This window comes from Ensifer sp. LC384, assembly GCF_001695865.1.
Taxonomy (GTDB): domain Bacteria; phylum Pseudomonadota; class Alphaproteobacteria; order Rhizobiales; family Rhizobiaceae; genus Ensifer.
Window position 1 is genome coordinate 257,155 of the sequence record NZ_MBST01000056.1, and the last position, 17,291, is coordinate 274,445.

Annotated in this window: 14 protein-coding genes; 8 read left to right on the forward strand and 6 right to left on the reverse strand. The window is 62.9% G+C overall.

The window, feature by feature from the left end; genetic code table 11:
* The first annotated feature begins 2 nt into the window (after positions 1-2).
* The 3 genes from fdhF to BC363_RS28850 are packed head-to-tail and all read left to right on the forward strand — an operon-like array spanning position 3 to position 3,962.
* Entirely contained in the window at positions 3-2,882 is a 2,880-nt protein-coding gene (gene fdhF, locus BC363_RS28840; RefSeq protein ID WP_065780778.1) for a formate dehydrogenase subunit alpha, read from the forward strand.
* Between the two features lie 5 nt (positions 2,883-2,887).
* The gene (gene fdhD, locus BC363_RS28845) at positions 2,888-3,742 is read left to right on the forward strand and encodes a formate dehydrogenase accessory sulfurtransferase FdhD (protein WP_065780779.1); all 855 of its coding nucleotides are present in this window, start codon (positions 2,888-2,890) and stop codon (positions 3,740-3,742) included.
* Positions 3,732-3,962, forward strand: coding sequence for a formate dehydrogenase subunit delta (locus tag BC363_RS28850; RefSeq protein WP_065780780.1), 231 nt, complete (start codon positions 3,732-3,734; stop codon positions 3,960-3,962). The genes fdhD and BC363_RS28850 overlap by 11 nt, the downstream gene beginning before the upstream one ends.
* A 351-nt stretch (positions 3,963-4,313) precedes the next feature.
* Here the strand turns inward: BC363_RS28850 and BC363_RS28855 are convergent, their stop codons facing one another.
* From BC363_RS28855 to rocF, 4 genes are all read right to left on the reverse strand, one after another.
* Complete coding sequence (locus BC363_RS28855) at positions 4,314-6,098, reverse strand: PAS domain-containing methyl-accepting chemotaxis protein (protein WP_065780781.1); 1,785 nt, start codon at positions 6,096-6,098, stop codon at positions 4,314-4,316.
* A 448-nt stretch (positions 6,099-6,546) separates the two neighbouring features.
* Positions 6,547-7,026, reverse strand: a complete 480-nt coding sequence (locus tag BC363_RS28860; protein WP_025425030.1) for a chemotaxis protein CheW — start codon at positions 7,024-7,026, stop codon at positions 6,547-6,549.
* 299 nt (positions 7,027-7,325) lie between these two features.
* Positions 7,326-8,531 carry an ornithine--oxo-acid transaminase gene (rocD, locus tag BC363_RS28865; protein WP_065780782.1) on the reverse strand — a complete coding sequence of 402 codons (1,206 nt, stop codon included), beginning with the start codon at positions 8,529-8,531 and terminating at the stop codon, positions 7,326-7,328.
* Positions 8,532-8,556: 25 nt separating this feature from the next.
* Positions 8,557-9,480 (reverse strand): arginase, encoded by a 924-nt coding sequence (gene rocF, locus BC363_RS28870; protein ID WP_065780783.1) that lies wholly within the window; start codon positions 9,478-9,480, stop codon positions 8,557-8,559.
* A gap of 140 nt (positions 9,481-9,620) precedes the next feature.
* On the opposite strand from rocF, the gene BC363_RS28875 reads away from it, so the two are divergent.
* The gene (locus BC363_RS28875) at positions 9,621-10,055 is read left to right on the forward strand and encodes an Lrp/AsnC family transcriptional regulator (RefSeq protein ID WP_065780784.1); all 435 of its coding nucleotides are present in this window, start codon (positions 9,621-9,623) and stop codon (positions 10,053-10,055) included.
* A gap of 113 nt (positions 10,056-10,168) precedes the next feature.
* Positions 10,169-10,666, forward strand: coding sequence for a VOC family protein (locus tag BC363_RS28880; RefSeq protein WP_065780785.1), 498 nt, complete (start codon positions 10,169-10,171; stop codon positions 10,664-10,666).
* A 37-nt stretch (positions 10,667-10,703) separates the two neighbouring features.
* On the opposite strand, the gene BC363_RS28885 is transcribed toward BC363_RS28880, so the two are convergent.
* Positions 10,704-11,495, reverse strand: a complete 792-nt coding sequence (locus tag BC363_RS28885) for an APH(3') family aminoglycoside O-phosphotransferase (RefSeq protein ID WP_065780827.1) — start codon at positions 11,493-11,495, stop codon at positions 10,704-10,706.
* 198 nt (positions 11,496-11,693) lie between these two features.
* Between BC363_RS28885 and BC363_RS28890 the strand changes: the two genes are divergently transcribed.
* From BC363_RS28890 to BC363_RS28900, 3 genes are all read left to right on the forward strand, one after another.
* Positions 11,694-12,158 carry a MerR family transcriptional regulator gene (locus BC363_RS28890; protein ID WP_065780786.1) on the forward strand — a complete coding sequence of 155 codons (465 nt, stop codon included), beginning with the start codon at positions 11,694-11,696 and terminating at the stop codon, positions 12,156-12,158.
* Positions 12,159-12,236: 78 nt separating this feature from the next.
* Positions 12,237-12,479, forward strand: coding sequence for a hypothetical protein (locus tag BC363_RS28895; protein WP_065780787.1), 243 nt, complete (start codon positions 12,237-12,239; stop codon positions 12,477-12,479).
* Positions 12,480-12,489: 10 nt separating this feature from the next.
* Entirely contained in the window at positions 12,490-12,888 is a 399-nt protein-coding gene (locus BC363_RS28900; protein WP_065780788.1) for a hypothetical protein, read from the forward strand.
* A gap of 142 nt (positions 12,889-13,030) precedes the next feature.
* Here BC363_RS28900 and BC363_RS28905 read toward each other — a convergent pair whose 3' ends face one another.
* Entirely contained in the window at positions 13,031-17,206 is a 4,176-nt protein-coding gene (locus tag BC363_RS28905) for a translocation/assembly module TamB domain-containing protein (protein WP_065780789.1), read from the reverse strand.
* Between the last annotated feature and the right edge of the window lie 85 nt (positions 17,207-17,291).

The window sequence follows — 17,291 nt, forward strand, 5'->3', positions numbered from 1 at the left end:
CCATGTCTCTCATTCATGAAATCGACTATGGCACCCCGGCCTCCCGCTCCGAAACCATGGTGACGCTGACGATCGACGGCCGCGAGGTCACGGTGCCCGAGGGTACGTCGATCATGCGCGCGGCGATGGATGCCGGCATCGAGGTGCCGAAGCTCTGCGCCTCCGACATGATGGACGCCTTCGGGTCATGCCGGCTCTGTCTCGTCGAGATCAAGGGCCGGGGCGGCATGCCGGCCTCCTGCACCACGCCGGTGGCACCAGGGCTCGAAGTTTCGACGCAGACCCCACGCCTGAAGGACGTGCGCCGCGGGGTGATGGAACTCTATATTTCCGACCACCCGCTCGACTGTCTGACCTGTGCGGCCAACGGCGACTGCGAGCTGCAGGACATGGCCGGTGCTGTCGGCCTTCGCGACGTTCGTTACGGCTATGAAGGCGACAATCACGTCAAGGCGCGCAACAACGGCGAGATCAACGCCAAATGGCTGCCGAAGGACGAATCCAACCCCTATTTCACCTATGATCCGGCCAAATGCATCGTCTGCTCGCGCTGTGTGCGCGCCTGCGAGGAAGTGCAGGGCACCTTCGCGCTGACGATCGGCGGCCGTGGTTTCGACAGCCGCGTTTCCGCCGGCATGGCCGAAGACTTCATGTCGTCCGAATGCGTCTCCTGCGGCGCCTGCGTCCAGGCCTGCCCGACGGCGACGCTGACGGAAAAGTCGGTGATCGAGATCGGCCAGCCGGAGCATTCCGTCGTCACCACCTGCGCCTATTGCGGCGTCGGCTGTTCCTTCAAGGCGGAGATGCGCGGCGAAGAACTGGTGCGCATGGTGCCATGGAAGGACGGCCAGGCCAACCGCGGCCATTCCTGCGTCAAGGGCCGGTTTGCCTATGGCTACTCGAACCATGGGGATCGCATCCTCAACCCGATGATCCGCGAAAAGATCTCCGATCCCTGGCGCGAAGTGACCTGGGACGAGGCCTATGCGCATGTCGCCGCCGAGTTCCGGCGTCTCCAGTACCAGTATGGCCGCGATTCCGTCGGTGGCATCACCTCGTCGCGCTGCACCAATGAAGAGACCTATCTGGTGCAGAAGCTGGTGCGCGCCGGCTTCGGCAACAACAATGTCGATACTTGCGCCCGCGTCTGCCATTCGCCGACCGGCTATGGCCTCGGTCAGGCCTTCGGTACATCGGCCGGCACGCAGAATTTCGATTCGGTCGAGTTCACCGACGTTGCCGTGATCATCGGCGCCAACCCGACGGATGGCCATCCGGTCTTCGCTTCGCGGCTGAAGAAGCGCCTGCGTGAGGGTGCCAAGCTGATCGTCATCGATCCGCGCCGCACCGATATCGTGCGCTCGCCGCATATCGAAGCATCCTATCACCTGCCTCTGCAGCCCGGCACCAACGTCGCCATTCTGACGTCGCTGGCGCATGTGATTGTCACCGAAGGGCTTGCCAACGAAGCCTTCATTCGCGAGCGGTGCGACTGGTCGGAATACGAGGACTGGGCAGCCTTCGTTGCCGAGCCCTATCACAGTCCGGAAGCGACCGAAGCCTATACCGGCGTCCCGGCCGATCTGGTGCGTGGAGCGGCACGGCTCTATGCCACCGGCGGCAACGGCGCGATCTACTACGGCCTTGGGGTGACCGAACACAGCCAGGGCTCGACCACCGTCATGGCGATCGCCAACCTCGCCATGGTCACCGGCAATATCGGCCGCCCGGGCGTCGGCGTGAACCCGCTGCGCGGCCAGAACAACGTGCAAGGCTCCTGCGACATGGGTTCCTTCCCGCACGAGCTGCCGGGCTATCGGCACATTTCCGACGATGCGACGCGCGAGACTTTCGAGAAGCTCTGGGGTGTGCAGATCTCCAACGAACCGGGCCTGCGCATCCCGAACATGCTCGATGCCGCCGTCGACGGCACGTTCAAGGGCATCTATATCCAGGGCGAGGACATCCTGCAGTCCGATCCGGATACCAAGCACGTGGCCGCCGGCCTTGCGGCGATGGAGTGCGTCGTCGTGCACGACCTCTTCCTCAACGAGACCGCCAACTACGCCCATGTGTTCCTGCCGGGTTCGACCTTCCTCGAAAAGGACGGCACCTTCACCAATGCCGAGCGCCGCATCAACCGTGTGCGCAAGGTGATGACGCCGAAGAACGGCTATGCCGACTGGGAGGTTACCCAGAAACTGGCGCAGGCGATGGGCCTCAACTGGAACTATCGCCATCCCTCCGAAATCATGGATGAGATTGCCGCGACGACACCGAGCTTTGCGCTCGTCTCCTACGACTATCTGGATAAGATGGGCTCCGTGCAGTGGCCCTGCAACGAGCAGCATCCCGAGGGTTCGCCGATCATGCACGTCGACGGCTTCGTGCGCGGCAAGGGCAAGTTCATCCGCACCGAATATGTCGCGACGGACGAGCGCACAGGTCCGCGCTTCCCGCTGCTTCTGACCACCGGCCGTATTCTCAGCCAGTACAATGTCGGCGCCCAGACGCGGCGCACCGACAATGTCGTCTGGCATGCGGAGGACCAGCTGGAAATCCACCCGCACGATGCCGAGCAGCGCGGCATCCGCGATGGCGACTGGATCAGGCTTGCCAGCCGCGCCGGCGAGACGACCTTGCGCACGCTGATCACCGACCGGGTGGCGCCGGGCGTCGTCTACACCACCTTCCACCACCCGACGACGCAGGCGAACGTCATCACCACCGACTTCTCCGACTGGGCGACCAATTGCCCGGAATACAAGGTGACGGCGGTTCAGGTGATGCCGTCCAACGGACCGTCGGACTGGCAGCAGGATTATGACGAACAGGCGCGGCAGTCGCGCCGGATCGCCGGCAAGCTGGAGGCGGCGGAGTAGCCTCCATGTCCGGGCCATCAACGCCGAAATTCTCAACGTCGAAAACCGTGCCCGAAGCCGCCCGTCGCAATGGGGCTTTAAGGGACGGCTCTCGTGTTGTCCCGGAGGAGACGCCGGTGGCTTTCACCTTTGGCGGCTCGACCCATGCGGTGATGATGGCGACACCCGGAGACCTCGAGGACTTTGCCGTCGGCTTCAGCCTGACCGAGGGCATCATTACCGATCCGGGCCAGATCGAAGCGATCGAGCCTTTTGCCGACGAGGTTGCGGACAATCTCGGCATCGACCTGCAGATCACGCTCAGGGACGAGCAGAACGACATGCTGCGCCTGCGCCGCCGCCACATGGCAGGCCCCGTCGGATGCGGACTTTGCGGCATCGAATCGATCGAGCAGGCCGTGCGGCCGACGCCCGACGTTTCGGCATCGACGCTTCGTCTTTCGCAGGATGATGTGGTCAAGGCGGTCGCGCTCCTGAACGGCCAGCAGCCGTTGCACTTCGAAACGCGCGCCGTGCACGGCGCCGCATTCTATGTGCCGGGCAAGGGATTGATCGCCGTGCGCGAGGACGTCGGCCGCCACAATGCGCTGGACAAGCTCGTCGGTGCGGCAGCGCGTGCCGGTTTCCGCGGATGCGACGGCGCCGTCGTCGTCACCAGCCGCGTTTCCGTCGAGATGGTCCAGAAGACCGCCGTTGTCGGCAGCCCTGTCATCATCGCCATCTCGGCGCCGACGGCGCTTGCGATCCGCACGGCGGAGGCAGCGGGCATGACGTTGATCGCGCTGGTGCGCGGCGACGAATTCGAGATCTTCACCCATGCCGAACGCATCAAGTCCGGAGCCGTCGCCGATGTCGCATGACACCAATGCCAAGCTGATCTACATGGCGAACCAGATTGCCACCTTCTTCAAGAGCCAGCCGCAGGATGAAGCCGCCCAGGGCGTTGCGACGCATATCAACAAGTATTGGGAGCCGCGCATGCGGCGAAAGCTGTTCCAGCATATCGACAGCGGCGGCGAGGGCCTGAGCCCACTGGTGCTTGAAGCGGCTTCGAAGATCAAGCGCCCGGAAGCGGCTTGAGGACTGCGTCGATCGCAGCCGGCGTCGCGGCGGGACTGCCGCACTTTACCTCGTGCCATACTGCATAATTTTGCCCTTAAATCGGAATCGATTTAAGGGCAAAATTATGCAGCAACTCAAAGTGTTACAGCGACCTTTGCGTGTCTAAATAGACGCGCGGCGCTGTAGGTTCCAGATCGCTGGATAAGAAGCTGGTCGCGACTGGCGCTGCTCGCACTTCCAGATGCATTGATGACGTGTGTTGTCGAAGTGCGATCTTGGTGCTCGGCCTGATGCCAGAAAGATTTAGGGGAAGGCGGCGACCGGTCGCCGCCTTCCCCCATTCCTGAGCGCGGGGTGCAGGGATTGCGCTCAGAAATTCTGCCATCCATCGTTTGATGGTGCGACGGCAAGGGCCTGTCGTTGTCCGCCGCGCATGGCGCGGGCGGTGGCGTGAAGTCGTGTTGTCTGCTGGCGGTCGTCAGCGTGACGCTGCGTCTCGATCGTCGCCGGTTCCTGCCCGATGCGGAACTGTCTGAGCAGGGTGTGCAGGGCTTCCGCCTCGCGCGACATGTTGTGGCTTGCGGCGGTGCTTTCCTCGACCATCGCGGCATTCTGCTGGGTCGCCTGATCCATGGAATTGACCGCCTGGTTGATCTCCTTCAACCCCGTCGATTGCTCGCGTGCGGCCTCGACGATGGCCGAGACGTTGAGATTGATCTCCTGGACCTGGACCAGGATTTCCTCGAGTGCCGCTCCCGTCTGCCCAACGAGCGAGACGCCGTTCTTGACGTGGTCGCTGGAGGTGGTGATCAGCGCCTTGATCTCCTTGGCGGCATTGGCCGAGCGCTGGGCGAGTTCTCGCACTTCCTGGGCGACGACGGCAAAGCCCTTGCCGGCTTCACCGGCGCGTGCCGCCTCGACGCCGGCGTTCAGTGCCAAGAGGTTGGTCTGGAAGGCGATGTCGTCGATGACGCCGATGATGTTGGAGATCTCGCGTGACGATTGCTCGATCTGGTCCATCGCGCCGATCGCGTTCTTAACGACATTGCCGGAGCGTTCGGCGCCCGCCTTGGTCTTGGCCACCAGCCCGCCCGCTTCCTCGGCGCGTCGGCTGGAGTCGGCGACGGTCGTGGTGATCTCATCGAGAGCCGCTGCGGTTTCCTCCACCGAGGCGGCCTGCTGCTCGGTGCGCTTGGAAAGATCGTCGGCGGACGAGCGGATCTCGCGGGCTCCAGCGGCGATAGCGCTGGCATTGTCTCCGACGGTCTGCATCGCCCGGCGGAGCCGATCGATCGCGCCGTTGAAGTCGGTGCGGACCGATTCCATGCTGGGAACGAACGGTGTCGGCAGGCCATGGGTGAGGTCGCCTTCCGCCAGCGCCTGCAAGCCGATGCCAAGTGCCTTGATTGCGCCCATGCGCTCACTGACGTCGGTTGCGAACTTGACGACCTTGTAGACCTTGCCGCTCGGATCGCGGATCGGATTGTAGGCCGCCTGGATCCAGATTTCCTTGCCGCCCTTGCCGTAGCGCACGAACTCGTTGGAGATGAATTCGCCGGCGGCCAGCTTCTTCCAGAACTCGGCATACTCGGTGCCGCGCACATAGTTCGGTTCGCAGAACATGCTGTGATGCCTGCCCTGAATTTCCTGGAGGCTGTAGCCGAGAGCATTGCAGAAGTTCTCGTTGGCCGTGAGGATTTCGCCGGCGGGAGTGAACTCGATCACCGCCTGCGATCTCGATATGGCATCGAGCTTGCCGCCATCCTCGTTCGCCTTGATCTTGGCGGCGGTGATGTCGCTGGCGAATTTCACGACCTTGTAGGGCTTGCCATTATGAAGGACAGGATTGTAGGTCGCCTGGATCCAGATTTCGCGGCCGTCCTTGGCGATGCGCTTGTAGGCGTTGGCGTCGAACTCGCCACGTCCAAGCCGCGCCCAGAAATCGCGATATTCCTGCGTCTGCACATAATCCGGCGCGCAGAACATGCGATGGTGCTGACCGACGATTTCCTGCAGGTTGTAGCCGAGCGCCTGGCAGAAGTTTTCGTTGGCCGTCAGAATTTTTCCTGTGAGATCGAACTGGATCATGGCCTGCGACTTTGAAAGCGCGGAGACGATCTGTCGTGAATCCAGGCTCTGCCCGAAAGAGAACATGATTACCCTCTGGTTTGGTTTTTGTTGCTTCAAACCGGAAAGCCGGGTCTTCGTTCTTGTGCTGTCGACAGGGCGTGCGGGGCCAAGAGCGGCGCAGGCTCCGGGGACAAGGACAAATGCCGGCTTGCCGAAAATTGTCTGGTCCGTCGTCCGCCGGCCCGATCAGGGTCAGCGTTTTCTTGCTTCGAGGGGGAGTTCGAACTCGTGGGCCTTCATGCCCATGACGTCTTGCTTATGCAATCTAGATTAGTATCATGATTGTTAAGCGTGTGTTAAAATAGCAATTATCAAATCTTAGTTGTGAAAACTCGTATTCTGTTTCTAGGTTGAATTAGCAATTCATCGTTTAGGAATCGACGGCTGCGCCCGGAAACCGCATTGTCCGGACGTGAAAAGGCCGCCTTGCCCCGACGGCAAAGCGGCCTTGATGCGACCCAGGATTTGTTGTTTAGGCGGCCATTTCTTCGACTTCGCGTTCCTTGAACATCCGGGCGAGGTTGAGGAAGCAGATCATGCCGTTCTCGTTGGCGATGATGCCTTCGGCAAAGCTCTTGTCGAAGGAGGCAGTCACTTCCGGAACCGGTTGCACCTGGTTGCCCTGGACGGTGAGGATGTCGGAGACACGGTCGACGACCAGGCCGATCACCATGTTGTGCACCTCGGCGACGACAATGGCGCTGCGCTCATTGGCCGTGGTCGATTTCATCCCGAGCTTGTGGGCAAGGTCGATGATCGGGATCACGGTGCCGCGCAGGTTCATCACGCCGATGACCTCGGGCGGCGAATGCGGAATGGGGGTCGAGGGGGCCCAGCCGCGGATCTCACGGATCGTGGTGGTCTTGACGCAGAATTCCTGATCGTGGAGGCGGAACGCGATGATTTCCAGCGTCTCGCCGTCGAAACCAGCCGTCCTGAGTGTGCTTGTCATCGAAGGTCCTTCCAGCTTTCCGGTCGACGCCACCAAAGGCGCGACACCGCCAAACTCGTTGCATCTCCGTGCGGTGCGGTCGCGGCAGGCGCGGCCATTGAGCCGATGGGGAGAGTTTTCAAAAGTCCGCCGACGACATCCGGCGGGGCGCAGCTGCATCATGCGCGGAGGAACCGCTTTGCGCTTTGGGAAAGGACTATAGGCCGGGATTCGTTAAGACTTGCTTTTGCAAGTGCTTAAAGACCTTGCGCCCCGGCTGATGCCCGGGCGCAAGGAAAAGCGGAATCGATCCGAGAGGATCAGGCGGAGGCGAGAACCTTGGCGAACTGTTCCACCGCCCAATCGACCTGTTCGGCGGTGATGACCAGCGGCGGCGCGATGCGGATCGTGTCGCCATGGGTATCCTTGGCAAGGATACCGAGCTGCTTCAGCGCCTCGCAGTACTTGCGGGCGCCGCCGGCTTCCGGCACCAGCTCGACCGCCAGCATCAGGCCACGACCGCGAACTTCCTTGATGATGTTCGAACGGATGTCGGTCAGGCCCTTCTGGAAGCGTTCGCCCATGCGCGCCGAGTTCTCGATCATGCCTTCCTCGGTGAGTGCCTTCAGCGCCGCGCGGGCGATGGCGCAGGCAAGCGGATTGCCGCCGAAGGTCGAACCATGCTGGCCGGGCTTGAGCACGCCGAGCACTTCCGAGTTCGAAAGCACGGCCGAGACCGGGTAGAAACCGCCGGAGAGCGCCTTGCCGATCAGCGTCACGTCGGCTTCGATGCCCTCATGTTCTTCGGCAAGCAGCTTGCCGGTGCGGCCGAGACCGGTCTGGATCTCGTCAAGGATCAGCGTAATGCCATGCTTGGTGCAGAGTTCGCGGACGGTCGAGAAATAGCCGACCGGCGGCACGATGACGCCGGCTTCGCCCTGGATCGGCTCGACCAGGAAGGCAACGGTGTTTTCGGTGATCGCGGCGCGGAAGGCGTCGATGTCCCCGAAGGGGACGATCTCGAAGCCCGGCGCAAACGGGCCGAAGCCGGTGCGGGCGTCCGGGTCGGTCGAGAAGCCGACGATGCCCATGGTGCGGCCATGGAAGTTGTTGGAGCAGACGATGATCTCGGCCTTGTTATCGGCGACGCCCTTGACCTCGTAACCCCACTTGCGCACCGCCTTGACGGCGGTCTCCACGGCTTCCGCGCCCGAGTTCATCGGCAGCACCTTGTGCGAGCCGGTGAGTGCCGCGATCTCTTCATAGAAATGTGCGAGCTGGTCGTTGCGGAAGGCGCGCGAGGTCAGCGTCAGCTTCTGCGCCTGCTCCATCATCGCCTGGAAGATCTTCGGGTGGCAGTGGCCCTGGTTGACGGCGGAATAGGCCGACAGGCAGTCGAGGTAGCGATTGCCTTCCATGTCCCAGACATAGACGCCTTCGCCGCGCGAAAGCACGACGTCGAGCGGTTTATAGTTGTGCGCGCCGAGCCGGTATTCGGTTTCGATCAGGTCTGCCGTGGTGTTCATCCGTCGTCCTCCGTTGTTTTCTATCTCAGGCGCTTCGGGTCGGGCGGTCAAGGACGCGGCGGCCGAAAAGGCTCGCCGTCAGCTCGACCAGGACACGCGCGCTCTTGCCGCGATCGTCGAGGAAGGGGTTCAGCTCGACGACGTCGAGGGAGGAGACGAGATCGCTTTCCCAGAGCATTTCCATGATCAGGTGCGCTTCGCGGAAGGTGGCGCCGCCCGGAACCGTGGTGCCGACGCCCGGTGCCAGCTCGGGATCCATGAAGTCGACGTCGAGGCTGACATGCAGCAGGCCGTTGGCCGAGCGCACTTCATCGAGGATATGACGCATGATGTGCGCCATGCCGAGCTCATCGACTGCACGCATGTCGTAGACGCGCACGCCATGTTCGGCGATCTCTTCGCGTTCGCGGTCGTCGACCGAACGGATGCCGACCTGGAAGACCTTCGTCGGATCGACCATCGGCCGGTCCGCGGGCAGGATCGGGGTGAACTCGGCCTTGCCGCAGAAGAAGGCGACCGGCATGCCGTGCATGTTGCCCGACGGCGAGGTTGCCGGCGAATTGAAGTCGGCATGGGCGTCGAGCCAGAGCACGAACAGCGGGCGGGCGACTTCGGCGGCGTAGCGCGCCATGCCGGAAACGCTGCCCATCGACAGGGCGTGATCGCCGCCAAGGATGATCGGGAAATGGCCCTTGCGCACGGTGTCGTGGACCGAATCGTGCAGCGCGCGGGCGAAGGCGGCGACGATCTGCAGGTTGTTGGCGCCGGAGTGGTTGGCGAGGTCACGCGCCGGCAACGGCTTGACGTCGCCTTCGTCGTAAACCGTGTGACCGAGGTCGCGCAGAACCGTGTCGATACCGGCAATACGAAGCGCCGTCGGGCCCATGGCCGCGCCGCGTCGTCCAGAGCCTTCCTCGATGGGTGCGCCGATCAGCGTGATGGTCGTCATATCCGCCCTGTTCCTTCCTGATGATTCCCGTGAGTTGCGCGGATTATCGTCAAAAGGCGTGACAGCAAAAAGATGGAAAACTGTCGATTGGAAAGATAAGATCGACAGATTGCCAAGTCCAATTTTACAAAGTGAGAGCTATGGACGACCTCGATCAGGCGCTGATCAGTGCCTTGCGCCAGAATGCCCGCCTGCCTGTTTCGACGCTTTCGGCGCGCACCGGCGTATCTCGCGCAACCGTTGCCGCGCGCATCGACCGGCTGGTCGCTAACGGCACGATCGCCGCCTTTACCATTCGCACCGGATCGGAAATCCCGGCGTCCGGCGTGCGCGCCGTGGTGATGATCGAGGTTCACGGCAAGATGGCCGACCGGGTTGCCGAGCAGTTGCGCGGCTTGCCCCAGGTCAGGGCCTTGCACAGTACCAACGGCCGCTGGGACTTCATCGCCGAACTTGAGGACCGCGATTTGGTGTCGTTCGACGAGACCTTGCGGCGGATCCGGCTGATCGACGGCATCACCGTGACGGAGACGAACATCCTGTTGAAAACGAGCAAGCTGACGGGCGCATTTTAGCGACTTCTTTCCACGTCGCGGCAAGCGTGAAAAAGCGCGTTGCGAGCCAATTGTTCTTGATTTGTTCTCGTCTTTGTATATGATGTGCGCCTCACCCGAGATTGGAGGATGTCATGGTCATCAATGGCGGCAGGCTGGCCGATCGGCAGATCTGTGTGAAGCTTTTTGTCAGGCATGGCGATGAGGACCGCGCCATTGCCTTTTATCGCGATGTGCTGGGTGCCGAACTGGTGCAGCGGCACGAATGGCCGAGCGGTATCCTGACCAGCGCCGACCTCAGGATCGGCGAATCCGTCTTCCGGATCGCCGGCGCCAATCCGCGCCGGGACGCCGAGCCGAAGCTTGGCGGGCCGAGATCGCCGCATGCGCTTGGCACGACGGCGGTCATTCTCGAACTGCATGTGAAAGATGTCGACCGGGTCATCGGCCGGGCGATCGGTGCGGGTGCCGCGCTCAGAAACCCGGCCGAGACGCTGTCGACCGGAGACCGCGTCGGCGCCTTCATCGACCCGTTCGGCCATATCTGGGCGCTGTTCAACGCCATGGAAGACATCGACATGGGTGATGCGGATATCATCGATCTTGATATCGAGGCCCGCGACGCCGCATAAGGCGGCGCGGGCCACCTTGCGTTCGCTTTCCGCGACGTCAGAAAAATTCGTCGAGAAGGCAATAGAAGTCGAGTTTTTCAGGATCGGCGCGGCGGATGCCGTAGAGATCGAGAAACGGCTGTACCCATTCCTCCCCGAGATTGTAGGCAATGCTGCGGCAGGTCAGTGCGAGATCCTGATAGGGGTCGGCGACCCCCAGGCGGCTGCAGTCAATGAAGCCGGCGAAGCGACCATCCCTGACGATGATGTTTGGAAGGCAGGCGTCGCCATGGGTGACGACCAGCTTTCCCTCCCGCGGGATCCTGGCCTGAAGCTCGACGAACAGTTCTTCGGCGGTCTTGCCGAGACGCTCCGCGTCGAAGTCGGTCTCGTCGACTATTCCTGCGTCCGCCCTGAGCTTGGCGATGGCGATACGCGCGCCGATCCGGTGATCGAACGGACAGGCATCGACATCGAGCGCATGCATGCGGCGCAGCGCCTCGGCAATGAGGACAATCTGCTCCGAAGCAAGAAGGGTGCCGGAGGCAAGATCAACACCGTCGACAGCCTCCATCAGCAACCAGTTCTGTCGTGCATGCACCTCGCGGGCAACGATGCGCGGGCAGGGCATGCCGTGCCTGCCCAACCATTCGAGCCGTTCGGCCTCATCGACAAGTTCGTCAAAGGGGCCGGTCTCTTCGACCTTGAGCACCAGGGGCGGGCGGTCTTTGGCGTCGAACAGGAAGACGCTCGATTCCGACTGGCCAAGGCTATCCTTTCGCCAGTCATAACCTTTAAGCAGCGGTGCCAGTCCCGGCGGAAGATCGATATCGAGAAACTGAAGAGACAAGGATTCACCTGAAAATACGAGTTGTGCTGAAAATGCATCCTGTGCGCGAAAGAGCATGTAGGGACGGCATTGTGCAGAATCCATGTCAACCCGACCCAGGCGCGATCGCCCTGCGCGAAATCTTGATGCTACCCACACAAAATACCGCTTGAGCCGAACCTAAGGTCATACCTTAGAAGACAGTTCCAGGAGGCTTCCATGAGCGACAAGCGAAACCATGACCCCCTTTTGTCCGCTGCCGAATGCGCCGATCGTCTTGGTCTTACCGTGCGGGCGCTGCGCGTCTACGAGGATCGTGGCCTGATCGCGCCGCGCCGGACGGAAAAGAACTGGCGGCTCTATGGCGGCGCGGAAATCGCCCGGCTGACCGAAATCCTCGCATTGAAGCGTCTCGGCCTCAGCCTGACCAGGATCACCATCCTGCTTGCCGAGGCCGCACCGGACCTCGGTCAGACGCTGACGATACAGCAATCCGCGCTCGTCGATCTGCGCGACCGGGTCGAACACAGCCTGTCGCTGATCGGTGCGGCGCTGCAGAAGATATCGAGCGGTCAGGCCGTCTCGATCAATGAACTCATCACTCTCGCCAAGGAGACCAAGATGACCGACCTGTCGCCGGATACCGTCGCATGGCGACGCTACAGCGCCGCGCGTCAAATATGACGCGCAAAGGACGCTGTAACACTTTAAACTTGCTGCATAATTTTATCCTTAAATCGGACCCGATTTAAGGATAAAATTATGCAGTATGAGCAGGCGCGACCCCGAACGGAGGTTCGTTTCGATCCCGAAAGGCATGGCTCTGTGGTGGGCGATTTTCAATTCGAGAGCGGCGACGTGCTCTGCATAACCCGTCGCGACGGCGGATTGATGGCTCAACTTGCCGGACAGAGCGCCATCGAAATCTACCCGGAAACGGAGGACGTCTTCTTCTACCGGATCGTTCAGGCGCAGCTTTTCCTTCAGCCGCAACGAGCGTGGTGACGCGGAAAGTGTGGTTCTGCACCAGGGCGGCTACGAACAGACGGCGAAGCGCATCGATGAGACGAAGGCGCGCGCCGCTGCCGACGACCTGGAGAGGCGGGTGAAGAACAAGATCCCGTTTCGGAACAACGAGGCACTGCTTCGTCGCATCATTGCCGAGCACCAGCGCGGCGAGCCCGACTACGACGCAATGACGCCGCCGCTTGCTGCCCTGGCGCGCGAGCAGGCGCCGGTCGTCAAGTCGGAGTTCGACCGTCTGGGCTTGCTGCAGGGCGTGGCGTTCAAGGGCGTGCTGCAGGAAGGCTCGGATGTCTATGATGTGCGGTTCGACAAGGGGACGCTGGAATGCGGTCTGACGCTTGCCCCTGATGGCAAGCTCAGCGGTATCTATTTTCGCCCGGCGCTGTAACGAGCGGGCTGCGATGCGGCCCCGAGCGTTCGCAGACGGAAGCAATGACGAACAAGCCCGCGGATCGTTTTCGATCCGCGGGCTTGTTCGTTGTCGCGAAATCAGCAGGGTCTGCCGGGGCAGGCATTGGTGGCGCGCCTCCTCAATATTCCTTTTCGAAGAAGATGCCGCCCGATGCCGAGCCGTCGCCGGCGGCCGAGCCCTTCAGCTTGACGCCCCTGCCGACATCGAGATTGATCACAGCTTTGCTGGAGCTTGAATCCGAGCCCTGCTGCAGTTCGATATAGGTGCGGTCGTTGAGATACTTGCCTGCACGCACCGAGGCGCCGCCGTTCTCGTCGGTGGTGACGTCGAGATCGTCGACGCCGAGCTTGTTGCGCAGGCCGTCGAGCAGCGAGGTCGAGCCGCCGCCTGCCAGCTGGCTGACGGCAGAGGCAAGCTGGGCAATCTGGAACGCCGAGAGGTTGGAGAGCGAGCGGTTGAAGATCAGCTGCGCCAGGATCTCGTCCTGGGGCAAAGCGGGTGACGACGAGAAGGTGATCTGCGGGTTGTTGGCAAGACCGGCGACGTTGACGGTGATGGTGGTCGCGCCGGCGGTCGATGTCGCCTTGAGATCGAGCGTCGGGATCAGGTCGCCGCCAAAACCGATGGTGCCATCGGTAAAGGTCAGGCGCTTGCCGAGGATTTCCAGACGGCCGCGGCGCATCTCGAAACCGCCGGAGATGGTCGGCTGCACCGCCGTGCCGCGGATCGTCAGATCGCCGCCGAGCTCGGCATCAATGCCGCGCCCGCGCACGAAGACCTGGTTGGCGGTGACGCCGAGATCGAAGGCGATGACGCCGCTGGCATTGGCGCCTGCCGGCTTCTCGTCCTTGCGCAGGTCCTTGGCCATCTGCTGCACCTTGGCCGGCGCGTTCTTGTGCTTGATGTCGATGGCCGAAAGCGAGGTCGGCAGCTTCTCGGGAATGGTAATCGCCGCCTTGCGGATCGTCACCTTGCCGCCGAGCGTCGGCGTGGCAACCAGCGGGCCCGTCAAGGTCATCTCGCCGGCAAGCTGCGCGTTGAACAGTGTGCCGTCGACATAGCTGGCGTTGTTGAGCCGGATCGTCAGGTTGGCGGGGAAGCCGGAGCCGGGAACGGTGCCGACCGTGCCGGTGACCTCGACCGAGCCGCCGGTTGCAAGGTTGGCGGAAAGCTTGGAGATCGTCGCCTGCTTGCCGTCGAGCGCGACATTGGCCGTCAGGTTGTTGAGCGCGAGGTTGCGCCGGACGTCGACGAGGCGTCCGCCTGATGTGGTGATCGTGCCGGCAATCTGAGGCGCCTTGGCCGAACCCGATATCGAGAGATCGACGGCAGCCTGCCCCGTGAGCGTGAAGCCCTGCTGGGCCATCAGGTTGGCAACGAGCGCGAAGGGCACATTGCCATTGAACTTCATGGCGATCGGCATGTTGCCGCCGATGTCGACGGTGCCGCCGCCCTTGAAGGCAAGGCCACCGGCGCCGGAGAGGGTGGTGTCGAGCGTCACACGGTTGTTGACGAACTTGCCGGCGGCCGAAATGTCGAAGGCGCCGACGCCGGCGGTGCGCGCTGCGGTCAGCGAAGCGCCCGACCATTTGAGGTTATAGGCGACCACCGGTGCTGCCGCCGTTCCGTCGATGTCGACGGTGCCGCCGATCGCTCCTTCCGCGCCGAGACCCGGGGCGAAGGCGTTGACCAGGGCTGCCGGCAGGGCGTTGAGCTTCGCGGTGATATCAAGCTTTTGGCCGGCAGTGCCGCTCACCGCGATCGTGCCCTTCGATGCCTGGATCGTGAGAGCATTCAGGCGCACGGTGCCCTTCTCGATTGCGATCACGGTCGGCGCCGCGAGCTTCAGCGCAATCCGCTTCGGCGTGGCGCCGAAAGAGGAAAGACGGATTTCCGTGCGACCGCCCGAACTCGTCAGATCGCCCTTGGCCGTTAGCGGCCCGCCATCATATTTGCCGTCGATGGCAAAGCCCGTCTTGCCCGCCTGCTGGGTGAAATCGAGGCTCAACCCAGAGACCCGGTTGGCCCCCTGGGCAATCGTCTCCGCCCGGACGCTGCCCTTGATCGCCAGTGCCGAAAGGTCGGCAATGGTGATGTCGGCCGTCGGCTTGGCGATCGTCAGGTCGTCGCGCTTGATGCCGCTGCCACCAGCTTTGAGAACGATGGAGGTGATTCCGTTGGTCGTCCGGATAGCTGCCGATCCCGAGAGGTCGCCGGAGGCCTTCTGGCCGACCATCGCGGCAAGCAGCCCGAGGTCAGGGAGATTGAAGTCGACGGTGCCATCGGGTTTGAAGTCGGGGGTGAAGTTGATTGCGCCGGTCAGCGTGTTCTCACCGATCTTGGCTTCAAGCACCGGGATCGATGTGCGGCCATCCCTGGAGACGACGTCGGCACGCACGTCGATCGGCTGGCCGTCGAGTGCGCCGGTTGCCGTCAGCTTGGCCTGCGGGCTGCTCTGGTTGGCGGTGGCGTCGGCGTTGATCGTCAGGTCGCTGAGCGTGCGGCCGGCGAGCGTCGCGCCGCTCGAGGACAGCTCCGCCTTGATGCCAAGCTCGGCGAGTGGTCCGGTCACGGCGGCGGTGAAATCGGCCTTGCCCTTGGCGTCGGCCAGCAGTTTGCCGAGATCCGGCAGAACGCCCTTGAGGTCCGCGGTCAGATTGCCGTCGGCAAGCGCGACGGAGCCGGCAGCCTCGATCGTCCCGGATTTGAGATCGATATTCTCGACGGTGACGCTGCCGTTGGCGCCCGTCTTGAGGCTTCCCGCAAGCGCGATAGTGCCGTCGAATTTTTCCGCGGCTGCCGGCGGCAGGGCGGCTGGGACCGTAAAGAGCTTGAAGGTTGCCGCAACGGTGTTGGTCTCGCGGGAGAAGGCGCCTTCGACCGTGCCGCCGATGCTGGGGCTTTCGAGCGTCACCGGCGCAAAGGCGATGCTGTCCTCGGCAACCGAGATATCGCCGACGATCTTCATCGGCGCCTGGACCAGCCGGGCGAGATCGGCATTGTCGAAGCCGGCCTGACCGACCTCGATCGTCGTCTTGATCGGACCCGCCTGTGTCGCCAGGTTGAAGCCGTCGCTCCGGGCCGACAGCTTGATGGCGCCGAGCGCCACGTCCGGCAATGCCACGGAGGCCACATCGGCCGCCACGTCGAGGATTGCCGACTGAGCGTCGCCGATCAGCGACAGATTGACGGTGTTGATCAGGGTGCGGGCTTCGCCCTTTTCCAGCGGCCAGCGGAAGTCGATGGCGCCGTTGGTGCCGGCGAGCCTTGCCTGCAAATTGTTCTCGCCCTTGCTGTCGAAGGTGCCGAAGGCAGCGAAGGCGAGCGCACCGGTCGCCACATGCCCCTTGTCGACGCGCACCATGCCCTTGCCGTCGAAGACGGCAGCGAGATCAATGCTGGTCTGACCCTCGAACATCGGCCGAAGTGCCGGCGGCATCAGCGAACCGAAGCCGCCGCCGCCCGAAAGCGTGAGCCGGTGCATGCCATCGGCCGTCTGGACATGGCGGCCGTCGAGCTTGAGGATCTCGGCGCCGTCGAGCGCCGCCGTGCCGGTTCCGGTCCAGTCCGAAAGCGGCCCTTCGCCGGTCACCTTGATATTGACGGCGGGTTCGTTCGGCAGGCGCAGCAGCTTGGCCAGCACGCCATTGGCGGGCTCATCGACGGTCGCCTCGAGCTTCAGCTCGTTGCCGGCCGGATTGAAGACGATGTCGGCAACGGCGCGGGCCTCGGGCCGATCGCGCTGTGCTGCCGTTAGCCCGAGTGCGATGCTCTCGTTGGTGGCATTCACCTTGCCGCTCGCCGTCAGGAACTGGTCCTCGCCGGCGATCGCCTTGCCGATGACGATTTCCTTCAGATCAATCGCGTCGATCTTGACGTCGACCGGCAGCGCGAAGGTCGAACGCACCTCCTTGGTTTCCGTCGAAGGTACGGGCAGGCGCTCGACGCGGATAGAGCCGGCCGATATCGCCGCGGCGTCGAAGCGGAAGGAGAAGAGGGCTGCGGGCGACCAGTTGAGCGAGAGGTCGCGAACCTCCGCATAGATGCCTTCGCCATCGAACAGCGTCACGCTGCCGGCGGTAAACTGGCCGGTCAGGAGCGGGCTCGGGTCGGCAATCCGGACGATCTGGTCGGGGGTCGCTGCATATTTCTCGATCGCCCAGGCGACAAGGCGGGCGCCGGGTGTCGTGAAGCTCACGAAGGCGACGAGAAGAAGGGCTGCGACCGCGAGAGCGCCAAGCACATAGAGGCCAAAGCGCAGCGTCGCGCGAAGAAAGCGGACGACCTGATTCATGATCTACCCATAACGCAACTTGCGCCGCTGCGGAATCTTTGGAGACCGAAACTCCAGGCGATTGGGTGAAATTTAGCGGCTATTG

Coding starts and splice junctions, on each gene's coding strand:
- BC363_RS28895 (WP_065780787.1), top strand. CDS start 12,237: ATGCAGTATGAGCAGGCGCGACCCCGAACGGAGGTTCGTTTCGATCCC.
- BC363_RS28890 (WP_065780786.1), top strand. CDS start 11,694: ATGAGCGACAAGCGAAACCATGACCCCCTTTTGTCCGCTGCCGAATGC.
- BC363_RS28850 (WP_065780780.1), top strand. CDS start 3,732: ATGTCGCATGACACCAATGCCAAGCTGATCTACATGGCGAACCAGATT.
- rocF (WP_065780783.1), bottom strand. CDS start 9,480: ATGACGACCATCACGCTGATCGGCGCACCCATCGAGGAAGGCTCTGGA.
- rocD (WP_065780782.1), bottom strand. CDS start 8,531: ATGAACACCACGGCAGACCTGATCGAAACCGAATACCGGCTCGGCGCG.
- BC363_RS28875 (WP_065780784.1), top strand. CDS start 9,621: ATGGACGACCTCGATCAGGCGCTGATCAGTGCCTTGCGCCAGAATGCC.
- BC363_RS28855 (WP_065780781.1), bottom strand. CDS start 6,098: ATGTTCTCTTTCGGGCAGAGCCTGGATTCACGACAGATCGTCTCCGCG.
- BC363_RS28880 (WP_065780785.1), top strand. CDS start 10,169: ATGGTCATCAATGGCGGCAGGCTGGCCGATCGGCAGATCTGTGTGAAG.
- BC363_RS28860 (WP_025425030.1), bottom strand. CDS start 7,026: ATGACAAGCACACTCAGGACGGCTGGTTTCGACGGCGAGACGCTGGAA.
- fdhD (WP_065780779.1), top strand. CDS start 2,888: ATGTCCGGGCCATCAACGCCGAAATTCTCAACGTCGAAAACCGTGCCC.
- fdhF (WP_065780778.1), top strand. CDS start 3: ATGTCTCTCATTCATGAAATCGACTATGGCACCCCGGCCTCCCGCTCC.
- BC363_RS28905 (WP_065780789.1), bottom strand. CDS start 17,206: ATGAATCAGGTCGTCCGCTTTCTTCGCGCGACGCTGCGCTTTGGCCTC.